Annotated in this window: 9 protein-coding genes; 4 read left to right on the top strand and 5 right to left on the bottom strand. The window is 58.8% G+C overall.

Annotated elements, in window-relative coordinates:
- The first annotated feature begins 134 nt into the window (after positions 1-134).
- On the top strand, positions 135-1,268 hold the full coding sequence (locus EKL29_RS15390; protein WP_126690153.1) for an ROK family protein: 1,134 nt from the start codon (positions 135-137) through the stop codon (positions 1,266-1,268).
- Positions 1,269-1,433: 165 nt separating this feature from the next.
- Here the strand turns inward: EKL29_RS15390 and EKL29_RS15385 are convergent, their stop codons facing one another.
- From EKL29_RS15385 to xylF, 5 genes are all read right to left on the bottom strand, one after another.
- Positions 1,434-3,050, bottom strand: coding sequence for a malate:quinone oxidoreductase (locus tag EKL29_RS15385; RefSeq protein WP_126690127.1), 1,617 nt, complete (start codon positions 3,048-3,050; stop codon positions 1,434-1,436).
- 365 nt (positions 3,051-3,415) lie between these two features.
- Positions 3,416-4,594: a D-xylose utilization transcriptional activator XylR gene (xylR, locus tag EKL29_RS15380; protein WP_120457776.1), complete on the bottom strand. Its 1,179-nt coding sequence runs from the start codon at positions 4,592-4,594 to the stop codon at positions 3,416-3,418.
- A gap of 92 nt (positions 4,595-4,686) precedes the next feature.
- Positions 4,687-5,862 (bottom strand): xylose ABC transporter permease XylH, encoded by a 1,176-nt coding sequence (gene xylH, locus EKL29_RS15375; protein ID WP_120457778.1) that lies wholly within the window; start codon positions 5,860-5,862, stop codon positions 4,687-4,689.
- Entirely contained in the window at positions 5,855-7,375 is a 1,521-nt protein-coding gene (locus EKL29_RS15370; RefSeq protein WP_120457780.1) for a xylose ABC transporter ATP-binding protein, read from the bottom strand. The genes xylH and EKL29_RS15370 overlap by 8 nt, the downstream gene beginning before the upstream one ends.
- A 28-nt stretch (positions 7,376-7,403) precedes the next feature.
- Positions 7,404-8,396, bottom strand: a complete 993-nt coding sequence (xylF, locus tag EKL29_RS15365) for a D-xylose ABC transporter substrate-binding protein (protein WP_126690126.1) — start codon at positions 8,394-8,396, stop codon at positions 7,404-7,406.
- Between the two features lie 337 nt (positions 8,397-8,733).
- Here xylF and xylA point away from each other — a divergent pair, with 337 nt between their 5' ends.
- From xylA to EKL29_RS15350, 3 genes are all read left to right on the top strand, one after another.
- The gene (xylA, locus tag EKL29_RS15360) at positions 8,734-10,056 is read left to right on the top strand and encodes a xylose isomerase (protein WP_120457783.1); all 1,323 of its coding nucleotides are present in this window, start codon (positions 8,734-8,736) and stop codon (positions 10,054-10,056) included.
- An 18-nt stretch (positions 10,057-10,074) separates the two neighbouring features.
- Positions 10,075-11,517, top strand: a complete 1,443-nt coding sequence (gene xylB, locus EKL29_RS15355; protein WP_126690125.1) for a xylulokinase — start codon at positions 10,075-10,077, stop codon at positions 11,515-11,517.
- Positions 11,518-11,616: 99 nt separating this feature from the next.
- Positions 11,617-12,156: an isochorismatase family protein gene (locus EKL29_RS15350; RefSeq protein ID WP_126690124.1), complete on the top strand. Its 540-nt coding sequence runs from the start codon at positions 11,617-11,619 to the stop codon at positions 12,154-12,156.
- Positions 12,157-12,172 lie beyond the last annotated feature (16 nt).

Below are 12,172 nucleotides of genomic sequence, written 5' to 3'. Positions count from 1 at the left end.
ACCGGGCGCGACCCGGTTTTTTTACGCCTTTCGCATTGTGCTGCGACTTGTGTGAAACAGCGCGCAAAAGTGCCAGATAAGGCATGACAATGGGCTGTTACACTGAAAGATACGTTGCCTGTCAGATGAGCGCTATAAAGAACATGAGTAAAGGCCCAGCACTACTCAGACTTAACAATCAGAAGCGCGTGATGACGCAGCTCCGCCGGTTGCGCGTTACCTCGCGTCAGGATTTAGCCCATATATTGTCGCTCAGCAAAAATACGGTTTCGCTGATCGTGGATGAACTGCTGGAAAAGTCGCTGCTTCGGGAGATAGGGCCGATCAGCGTGGCTGCCGCCGGACGGCCGAAGATTGAGATCGCTCTCTGTCCGGAAAAGTTAAAAAGCGCAGGCATTATGGTGGAGCGCAACGCGATTTACTGGCGCGTCTGCGACTACTTTTCGCAGGTAATGGTGGAACAGACGCGTCGCGTCGATACCACGAACCCTAAAAAGCTGCTGGATGAGGTGGCGAACCTGTGCAGCGACCTGGCGGAGAAGCATCCGCAACTGCTGGGCATCGGGCTGGGCTTCCCCGGCATTGTTGATCCAGAGCGCGGCTGGATGCATCTTTCAAGCCAGCTAGGTTGGCAGGATGTCGATCTGCTGACGCCGGTCAGACAAAAGGTGGGTTTGCCGCTGCGCGTGATGAATAACGTTAAGGCGTCGGCGCTGCTGGCGGTTCAGCAGCTTGGGTTGAAAACAGAAAGCAGCCACTTCTATTTGCGTATTGCCGAAGGAACAGGCGGCGCGCTGGTGCAGCAGGGCGAGGTAGTGACCGGCCACAGCTGGACCGCGGGCGAGGCGGGGCATCTTAATGTGCAGCCGGACGGCCCGCGCTGTCGCTGTGGACGTCAGGGATGCGTTGAGGCGCTGATTAGCAAGCCGGCAATAGAGCAGCAGCTGGCGCAGCGCCGTCCCGGTTTAAGCTGGCAGACGCGCAATGAGGCGCCAAAGGTCGTGGATGAGGTGATGCAGCAGGCGGGCAGCTTCCTCGCCAGAGCGATCGGCCAGATTATTTTGCTGCTGAACCCGGCCAGCGTCATTATCGACGCGCCCTGGAATACGCACACGATGTTTTGCGACACGGTGCGCAAACGTATCGAAACCAGTACGCCCGCCTTCACCTTCCAGAACACGGCGCTGCATTTTTTGCAGACGCGTCTCGATCCGGCGGTGGGGCTGTCGCTGGCGGTGATTGAGCAGTTTGAACAGAGGCAGGATTAGAGGGCGGAAGAGGCTGACTGCAGGTTTGGATGTAGGTGGCGGGGAGCGATCGCAATGTTACTCAGGGCTTCCTTGCCCGCTCGTCCCGCGACGCTCCTGTCGCGGGACGCTTTGCTCTTCGCTCCCCGTCGCCTGCGTATCGGCTTTGTCAGCCGTTTGCTGCGGTTACTGCGCGGCGGCTACCGGCGTCGCTGCCGGGGCGCTGTTCGCCGCTGGCGTCATCGGCGTGTAGTCGAGCTGCAGTACGCGGCTGGTTTCCGACAGCTCTTTCTCTGTCGCCGCCACGTTGCCGTTCAGCTTCTGACCGTAAGAAGGGATGATCTCCTTCAGCTTGCTCTGCCAGGCGTCAGACGCCACTTTGTCTTTAAAGACTTTTTCCATCAGCGTCAGCATGATAGGCGCAGCGGTTGATGCGCCCGGCGAAGCGCCCAGCAGCGCGGCGATAGAGCCGTCTTTCGATGCGACCACTTCAGTGCCGAGACGCAGCACGCCGCCTTTCTCCGCATCTTTCTTGATGATCTGCACGCGCTGGCCTGCAATCGCCAGACGCCAGTCCTCTTTCTTCGCCTCAGGGAAGTACTCTTTCAGCGCCGCGAAGCGATCGTCGTCCGACAGCATCAGCTGGCCAATCAGGTATTTCACCAGATCGAAGTTATCCAGGCCGACATGCACCATCGGCATGAAGTTGGAGGTAGTGGTCGCGCTGAACATATCCCACAGCGAACCATTTTTCAGGTACTTGGTAGAGAAGGTCGCGAAAGGTCCAAACAGCAGCACGCGCTTGCCGTCGAGCATACGGGTATCAAGGTGCGGCACCGACATCGGCGGCGCGCCAACGGAGGCCTTACCGTACACTTTCGCCAGGTGACGCTGCACCACGGCCGGGTTATCGGTGACGAGGAATTCGCCGCCTACCGGGAAGCCAGCGTAGTTATCCGCTTCCGGAATGCCTGACTTTTGCAGCAGCGGCAGCGCCGCACCGCCTGCGCCGATAAACACGAACTTCGCGTGCACCACATGCTCGGCGTTGTTGTTATGCAGATCGGCGATGGTCACGTTCCAGCCGCCATTATCGGCGCGTTTGATATCGCGCACTTCGTGGCCGGTCTCCAGCGAGAAGCGATCGCTTTTCTGCAGCGAAGCCACCAGCTGACGCGTGATTTCGCCGAAATTCACGTCGGTGCCGATAGGAATACGCGTTGCCGCGACTTTCTGCTTAGGATCGCGGCCTTCCATTACCAACGGGATCCACTTCTCGATCTGCGCGTGGTCTTCTGAATATTCCATGCCGCGGAACAGCGTGCTTTTCTGCAGCGCTTCATAACGCTTATGCAGGAAGTTGACGTTGTCGTCTCCCCATACAAAGCTCATATGTGGCGTGCTGTTAATAAAGCTTTTCGGGTTGGTCAATACGCCGCGATTTACCTGGTAAGTCCAGAACTGGCGGGAAATCTGAAAAGATTCATTAATTTCGACAGCCTTGCTGATATCGATGCTGCCGTCATCTTTTTCCGGGGTGTAGTTCATTTCCGCCAGCGCGGAATGGCCGGTGCCTGCGTTATTCCAGCCGTTGGAGCTCTCTTCAGCGACTTTATCGAGACGCTCAACCATCTCAATATTCCACTGTGGCTCCAGTTCCTGCAAATAGGTTCCCAGTGTGGCACTCATTACGCCGCCGCCAATCAGCATGACGTCGACATTTTTCTGCTCGTCGGCCCAGGCCGCGTGTTGCGCGACCAGCAGCGGCGCGCAGAGAGCCAGAAGTTGTACAATTTTACGCATGAAAAACTTCTCCAACGGCTATCTGTCGATAACCGGCAAGTGACACCGCGCGCCTTCTGCGGAGGCGCTGCGATCTCCATTCAAATTTCAACTCACATCCAGCACGAGCGGTAGTGTGTTAAGTTACAGTTAAAAGCGCGGCGGAATATAACATTCGCAACACATGTTTTAAAAAGAATTACAAATATTGTAACTATTGTAACTTTTGAAAGCGGAAAAAAGCGGAGAAGCAAACGGGCTTATTTAACAGGCAGGGTAAGAGAGAAAAAACAATATTAACCACAAGGCTAAACCGCCCGGCTGCAATAAATAGCCGTTTATTTTATGCTGGTGCGCGGCTTAGCCTTGATAAATCAGCGGTCATTTTACATCACGCTTTCACCATGATGCTGTCGATACTCCTTCGGCGTGGTGGCATAGCTTTTCTTAAATACCGAATAAAAATACTGCAGTGAAGGGTAGCCGCACATCTGAGAAATTTCGTTGATGTTCAGAGAGGAGGAGGCCAGCAGCTCGCGCGCTTTTTCCAGCTTCTCGCGGTGGATCATGGCGTGAATAGTATCGCCGGTTTCATCGCGGAAGCGTTTCTCCAGGTTAGAACGCGACAGGCCGATAGCGTCCAGCACCTGCTCCACCTTGATACCTTTACAGGCGTTGAAGCGAATATAGTGCATGGCCTGAATCACGGCCGGATCGCGCAGCGAGCGGAAGTCGGTGGAGCGGCGGGCAATCACCTTAATCGGCGGCACCAGAATGCGCTGGAGCGGCAGCGGCTGCTTGTCCAGCAGGCGATGCAGCAATTTGGCGGCCTGATAGCCCATCTGCCGCGTGCCCTGCGCCACCGACGAGAGCGCCACGCGCGACAGATAGCGCGTCAGCTCTTCGTTATCGATGCCGATAACGCTTAGCTTTTCCGGCACCGGGATTTTGAGATATTCGCAGGCCTGCAGCAGATGGCGCGCGCGCGCGTCGGTGACGGCGATAATGCCCGTCTGCTGGGGCAGGGTTTGCAGCCAGTCGGCCAGTCGGTTCTGCGCGTGCTGCCAGTTTTCCGGCGCGGTATTCATGCCCTGATAAACCACGCCCTGATAGCGCTCGCGCTGCACCAGCTGACGAAACGCGTGTTCGCGCTCCTGCGCCCAGCGCTTGCCGCTGGAGGCGGGCAGCCCGTAAAAGGCGAAACGGTTAATGCCCTTCTCTTTAAGGTGAAGAAAGGCGCTCTCTACCAGCGCCGCGTTGTCGGTGGCGATATAGTGCACCGGCGGATAATCCTGCTGGCGATGGTAAGAGCCGCCGACGCCGACAATCGGCACCTCGACGTTCGCCAGCAGCCGCTCGATAGAGCTGTCGTCATAGTCGGCGATTACGCCATCGCCCAGCCATTCCCGGATATTGTCGATGCGGCAGCGAAAATCCTCTTCGATAAAAATATCCCAGTCGGTCTGCGACGCCTGTAAATATTCGCCGACCCCCTCCACCACCTGGCGGTCATAGACTTTATTGGCATTGAACAGCAACGTAATGCGATAGCGTTTTTCATGCATAGTGGCGCGCTCTCCTGAATCCCAGCGCAATGCATAGCATGGCCGGATGAACAGCAGAAATTGTTTGCGCCAGGTTGTGATCGTCGACGCGATTACACCCGGCGGCGCGTGGCGGTGTCCATCCACACCGCCAGCAGCAAAATTGCTCCTTTAACGATGTACTGCCAGAAGGTGGGTACATCCATCATGCTCATGCCGTTATCCAGCGAGGCCATAATAAAGGCGCCCATCACCGCGCCCGCGACCGAACCCACGCCGCCCGCCAGACTGGTGCCACCGATCACGCAGGCGGCAATCGCATCCAGTTCGGCGATATTGCCCGCCGATGGCGAGCCCGCGCCGAGGCGCGAACTCAGGATCAAGCCGGCGATCGCCACCATCACGCCGTTAATGGCGAATACCGCCAGCTTGGTGCGCGCCACGTTAATGCCCGACAGTCGCGCGGCGTCCAGGTTGCCGCCGATAGCATAGATACGTCGGCCAAAAGCGGTGCGCGTCGCCATAAACATACCGCCCAGCAGCAGCAAAGCCAGCAGCAGTACCGGCGTCGGCACGCCTCGATAGTCATTCAACAGCCAGATCGCACCCAGCACCAGGACGGCGGTCAGCGCCTGACGCGCCACCGTACTGCCGGCGGCGGACTGGGTCAGTCCGAGCTGCTGACGGCGCAGCCGCAGCCGCCACTGCCACAACATAAAGAGCGCCAGCCCGGCGATGCCGAAACCGAAGCCGACGCCGTCGGAGAGATAGCTCTGCCCGATCTGCGACATCGCAGGCGTGGTCGGCGCAACCGTTGTGCCGTTGGTGATCCCCACCAGAATGCCGCGGAACGCCAGCATTCCGGCCAGCGTGACGATAAACGACGGCACTTTGCGGTAGGCGACCCACCAGCCGTTCCAGGTGCCCAGCAGCAGCCCCATCAGCAGCGTCACCGCTATCGTCAGCGGCAGCGGCCAGCCGAGCCAGACGTCGAAAATCGCCGCCGCGCCGCCCAGCAGGCCCATCATCGATCCAACCGACAGATCGATCTCCGCTGAAATAATCACGAACACCATGCCGACCGCCAGAATTCCGGTGATCGCGGTCTGACGCAGCAGGTTAGAGACATTGCGCGGGCTGAGCCAGGCGCCGTCGGTGGTCCAGGTAAAAAACAGGGCGATAACCACAATTGCGCCCAGCATTACCAGCACCTGTAGATTAGGCAGCGAGAATTTACCCGGCGACGGCGCGCCCGGCAGCGTGCCCTGACGACTTTCGGTTTTAAGCATAATGTTCACTCCGCAGGGCCGCTTCCATAACTTGCTCCTGAGTCAGGTTGTTATTAATCAGATCGGCTTTGATCCGCCCTTCATGCATCACCAGAACACGATCGCTCAGGCCCAGCACTTCAGGGAGTTCAGATGAGATAACGATCACGGCGATCCCCTGCTGCACCAGACTGTTGATCAGCAGATAGATCTCCTGACGCGCGCCCACGTCGATGCCGCGCGTCGGTTCGTCGAGGATAAGAATTTGCGGGTTCAGCAGCAGACATTTGGCGATAATCGCTTTTTGCTGGTTGCCGCCGCTCAGTCGGCCGATCGCCAGCTCCGGCGAAGAGGTTTTGACCCGCAGTCGCGCGATCGACGCGTTAATAACGTGCTGCTCGCGCGTCTCATCAAGCGGCGCAAAGCGGTGGCTGAACTGGTCCAGCGCCGCCAGGGTAATATTTTTCCCGACGCCCATCAGCGGCACGATGCCATCTTTTTTGCGGTCCTCCGGCACCATCGCGATGCCCTGCGCAATCGCCTGCTGGCAGTCGCGGATCTGCACCTTTTTTTCGTTTATCCAGATATCGCCCTGCCAGCGGCCGGGCCAGACGCCAAACAGGCACTGGACTGTTTCGGTGCGGCCCGCGCCGACCAGCCCGGCAATGCCGAGGATTTCGCCACGCTTCAGGCTGAAGGAGACATCGTTGACGCGGCGCACCTGACGGTTAACCGGATGCCAGGCGGTCAGATGTTCGACGCGCAGCACCGTTTCGCCGATAGTGTGTCGCTGATGCGGATAGAGCGCGGTCAGCTCGCGTCCCACCATCATGGTAATGATGTCATCCTCGCTGAGTCCGGCGGCTGGCCGGGTGGCAATATGCTTGCCGTCGCGGATCACGCAGATGGTATCGGAGATCGCTTTGACCTCGTTCAGCTTGTGCGAGATATAGATGCAGGCGATGCCGTGATCGCGCAGGTTGTGAATAATGCTCAGCAGCACTTCGGTTTCACGCTCGGTAAGCGAAGAGGTCGGCTCATCAAGGATCAGCAGCCGCACCTGCTTGTTCAGCGCGCGGGCGATCTCGACCAGCTGCTGCTGTCCCAGCCCCAGGTCGCCGACCCGGGCGTCGGGCGAGACGTCGAGCTTCACCCGCGCCAGCAGCTGCTGGCAGCGCAGCGTCATGGTTTCGTCATCGACAATGCCGAAGCGGCCCAGCTCTGCGCCGAGAAAGATGTTCTCCATCACCGTCAGCTGGCGCACCAGCGCCAGCTCCTGATGGATAATCACAATGCCCTTGCGTTCGGTATCGCGAATGGTCTGCGCCTGAATCTTCTCCCCGGCGAACTGGATCTCTCCGTCGAACTCGCCGTGTGGGTAAAGCCCGCACAGGATTTTCATCAGCGTGGATTTACCCGAGCCGTTTTCGCCGCACAGCGACATGACTTCGCCGCTCTCCAGCCGCAGGCTGACGTTATCCAGCGCCTTCACCGCGCCGAAACGCTTGGTGATATTGTTCATTTCCAGCAGCATCGATCTCTCCTCTTCGCGGCGCGCGCGCTCAGAGCTCGCTCTGTTTATGGAAACCGTCTTTCACCACGGTGCTTTCGATATTCTCTTTATTGACCTGAATCGGCGTCAGCAGGCGAGAGGGCACCTCTTTCAGGCCGTTGTTCAGCTTGCCGTTGCTGGCGGGCGTTTTGCCGTTGCCCAGCTCAATAGCGATATTGGCGGCTTCGGTGGCGAGCTGGGTGATGGGTTTATAGACGGTCATGGTTTGCGTGCCGTTAATAATGCGCTTGATGGCGGCGAGATCGGCGTCCTGGCCGGAGATGGCAACTTTGCCCGCCAGTCCCTGAGCGCTCAGTGCCTGAATCGCGCCGCCTGCGGTGGCGTCGTTGGAGGCGACCACGGCGTCGATATGGTTGCTGTTGGCGGTCAGGGCGTTTTCCATTATTTTCAGCGCGTTTTCCGGCAGCCAGGCGTCGACCCACTGATCGCCCACTATTTTAATGCTGCCGTTGTCGATGTAGGGTTTTAACACCTTCATCTGACCGGCGCGGAACAGGTGCGCGTTATTATCCACCGGCGATCCGCCCATCAGGAAATAGTTTCCTTTCGGCACCTGCTTAACAATACTTTCCGCCTGAAGTTCGCCGACTTTCTCATTATCAAACGATATATAAAAATCGATATCCGCGTTATTTATCATGCGGTCATAGGCCAGCACTTTAATCCCTTCGCGTTTCGCCTCGGCGACGACGTTGCTTAATACCTGGCCGTTATAGGGAATGATCACCAGCACATCGACGCCGCGGTTGATCATATTTTCAATTTGCGACATTTGCGTCTCTTCATTGCCGTTGGCCGACTGCACGAACACTTTCGCGCCCTGCGACTCCGCCTGCCTGACGAAGATGTCGCGGTCTTTTTGCCAGCGCTCAAGGCGCAGGTCGTCAATCGCCATACCGATCTTTACTTCTTTCGCTATGCCGGCATGAGTGAAGAGCGCCAGCGCGGCGCAGGCGGCTAACAGCGTAAGTTTCATTTTCATGATTTTTATCCTGTAGGTAGAGGCTGTTGTCGTTATCGCATTGGTCCAGGCGAATGAATTGTTGACCTGAGCTTCCGCCAACTTCAATTACTGATTTTTATCCGGCGATTACGTTTTTTGGTTTATTTCCATTTTTATGAGCGGGATCGAGATTTAACGTTTTTAAGAGGAACGGAGAGCAGATTTAGCGGAAGTTGTTATTAATTTGCGAGCAGACGCACAAATAATAATTATCTCAATCTGGGTGTGAAATATCGTAATTGAGCCAGCGGAAAAGGCGCAAGCAATATAAAGGCTCACGGCCGACTGTCCGGATTTTCACGCTGAGGAGCGAAACATGCACGCCTATTTCGACCAGATCGAACGCGTTCGTTTTGAAGGGGTAAAAAGCACCAATCCACTGGCTTTTCGTCATTACAATCCTGACGAAGTTATTCTTGGCAAAACCATGGCCGAGCACCTGCGTTTCGCCGCCTGCTACTGGCATACCTTCTGCTGGAACGGCGCGGATATGTTCGGCGTCGGCGCTTTTGACCGCCCGTGGCAAAAGAGCGGCGACGCGCTGCAGCTGGCGAAGCTGAAGGCGGACGTGGCGTTTGAGTTCTTCCACAAGCTGAACGTGCCTTACTACTGCTTTCACGACGTCGACGTCGCGCCTGAAGGGGACTCGCTGCGCAGCTATCAGGAAAATTTTGCGGTGATGACCGACAAGCTGCTGGAAAAACAGCAGGAGAGCGGCGTGAAGCTGCTGTGGGGCACCGCCAACTGCTTTACCCATCCTCGCTACGGCGCGGGCGCGGCGACCAGTCCCGATCCGGAAATCTTCGCCTGGGCGGCGAGCCAGGTTTGCAGCGCCATGCAGGCGACGCAGACGCTGGGCGGCGAAAACTACGTGCTGTGGGGCGGACGCGAAGGCTATGAAACCCTGCTCAATACCGATCTGCGCCAGGAGCGCGAACAGATTGGCCGCTTTATGCAGATGGTGGTGGAGCACAAACATAAAATCGGCTTCCAGGGCACGCTGCTCATCGAGCCGAAACCCCAGGAGCCGACCAAACATCAGTATGATTATGACGTAGCGACGGTTTACGGCTTTCTGAAGCAGTTTGGCCTGGAAAAAGAGATCAAGGTGAACGTCGAGGCGAACCACGCCACGCTGGCGGGCCACTCGTTTCATCATGAGATCGCTACCGCCATCGCGCTGGGTATTTTCGGCTCGGTGGATGCCAACCGCGGCGACATACAGTGCGGCTGGGATACCGACCAGTTCCCGATCAGCGTCGAAGAGAATGCGCTGGTGCTGTACGAAATTATTAAAGCGGGTGGCTTCACTACCGGCGGGCTGAACTTCGACGCCAAAGTGCGTCGCCAGAGCACCGACAAATACGATCTCTTCTACGGCCATATCGGCGCAATGGATACGATGGCGCTGGCGCTGAAGGCAGCGGCGCGCATGGTAGAAGCGGGCGAGCTGGACAAGCGCGTGGCGCAGCGTTACAGCGGCTGGAATGGTGAGTTCGGCCAGCAAATCCTGAAAGGGGAGTTTTCGCTTGCTTCGCTGGCGGCGCATGCTCAACAGCAGCAGTTTAATCCGCAGCATCGCAGCGGTCGCCAGGAGCAGCTGGAAAACCTGGTAAACCACTATCTTTATGATTTCTGAGATAACCGGGAGTAAGGCATGTATATCGGGATCGATTTAGGCACGTCCGGGGTCAAGGTAGCGCTGCTGGACGCGCAGGGGCAGGTGGCGGCGGTAAGCAGCGCGCCGCTGCAGGTGTCGCGTCCGCACGCGCTCTGGAGCGAGCAGGATCCCGAAAGCTGGTGGCTGGCGACCGATCGGGCGATGCAGGCGCTGGCGCAGCAGCACAGCCTGAGCGAGGTCAGAGCCATCGGCCTGAGCGGTCAGATGCACGGCGCGACGCTGCTGGACGCCGGGCATCAGGTACTGCGCCCGGCCATTTTATGGAATGACGGACGCAGCGGCGAACAGTGCCGCGAGCTGGAGCAGCGCGTGCCGGAATCGCGCCAGATCACCGGCAACCTGATGATGCCTGGCTTTACCGCGCCCAAATTGCTGTGGGTGCGGCAGCATGAACCGGAGATTTTTCAACGGGTGGCGAAGGTGCTGCTGCCGAAAGATTATCTGCGCTGGCGGCTGAGCGGCGATTTCGCCAGCGACATGTCCGACGCGGCAGGCACGATGTGGCTGGATGTGGCGCGGCGCGACTGGAGCGACGTTATGCTCGACGCCTGCGGCCTGACGCGCGACCAGATGCCGCAGCTGTTCGAAGGCAACGCCGTAACCGGCTCGCTAAGCCGCGAGATTGCGGCGCGCTGGGGCTTGCCGCCGGTGCCGCTGGTGGCGGGCGGCGGCGACAATGCCGCGGGCGCGGTAGGCGTCGGGATGACCGAGCCTGGGCAGGGCATGCTGTCGCTCGGCACCTCCGGCGTCTATTTCGTGGTAAGCGACGGCTACCTGAGCAACCCGCAGCGTGCGGTGCACAGTTTCTGCCATGCGCTGCCGCAGCGCTGGCATCTGATGTCGGTCATACTCAGCGCCGCCGCCTGCCTCGACTGGGCCGCAGCGCTGACCGGCTGCGCAGACGTGCCGCAGCTGCTGGCGGAAGCGGCGCGCGCCGATGAAAGCGCACCGCCGCTGTGGTTTCTGCCCTATCTTTCCGGCGAGCGCACGCCGCACAACAACCCGCAGGCGACAGGCGTCTTTTTCGGCCTGACGCATCAGCACCGTCGGCCGGAGCTGGCGCGGGCGGTGCTGGAAGGAGTCGGCTATGCGCTGGCGCAGGGCATGGATGCGGTGCACGAGTGCGGCGTCACGCCCTCCAGCATTATGTTGATTGGCGGCGGCGCACGCAGCGCGCTGTGGCGGCAGATGCTGGCCGATATCAGCGGTCAGACGCTCGATTACTGTCAGGGCGGCGAAGTCGGTCCGGCGCTGGGCGCGGCGCGTCTGGCGCAACTGGCGATCGAACCGCGGGCGACGCTGCCCGTCTTAACGCGGGTGCAGCGCCACCAGCCTGATGCGGCGAGCCATCAGCGCTATCAGCCGCTGCGCGACACCTTTGCTCGTCTCTATACGCAGCTTGCGCCGCTGATGCAGTAAGCCTGTCCCGCGCTGTCGCTATCCTGTCCCGATTTGGCCTTCCTGCTGCGCTCCAGGCCCGTCATGATGGGCCTGGGTTCATATCTCAGGAGGCGCAAAATGGCGCAGGCAGCTTTGTTGGTCATTGATGTTCAACACTCTTTTCTACACCGTGATTTCTGGCAGGAAGATGACTTTCCGGCGTTTCAGCGCCATATCAGCACGCTGATCGCAGGCTGCCAGGCGAAAGGGATCCCGGTGGTGGACGTGTTTCACGTCGCGCCGGAAGGCCCCTTCTCGCTGGCGTCCGGCTGGGTGAAGCGAATGGAATTTTTGCAGCACAAGGCGACGCTGAGCGTCCAGAAACGGGTTCACAACGCCCTGACCGAATCGGGTCTGCTGCCCTGGCTGAACGAGCAGGCGATCGATACGTTGATTATCAGCGGCATTCGCAGCGAACAGTGCTGCGAAACCACCGCGCGCGTGGCGTCCGATCTCGGTTTTAAGGTACTGTTTGTCAGCGAAGCGACCCTGACTTTCCCGATGACGCATAACGGCATTACGCTCAGCAGCGCCGAGCTTATTCACCGTACCGAAACCGTGCTGGTCAACCGCTTTGCCGAGATCGTGAGTGTGGAAGCGTGCCTGGCGCGCGTCTGACAACAAGGAATGCCGT

Origin of the sequence: Pantoea sp. YU22, from assembly GCF_003970755.1 — a bacterium.
GTDB lineage: Bacteria > Pseudomonadota > Gammaproteobacteria > Enterobacterales > Enterobacteriaceae > Pantoea > Pantoea piersonii.
This window is presented reverse-complemented; position numbering and strand designations above follow the sequence as displayed.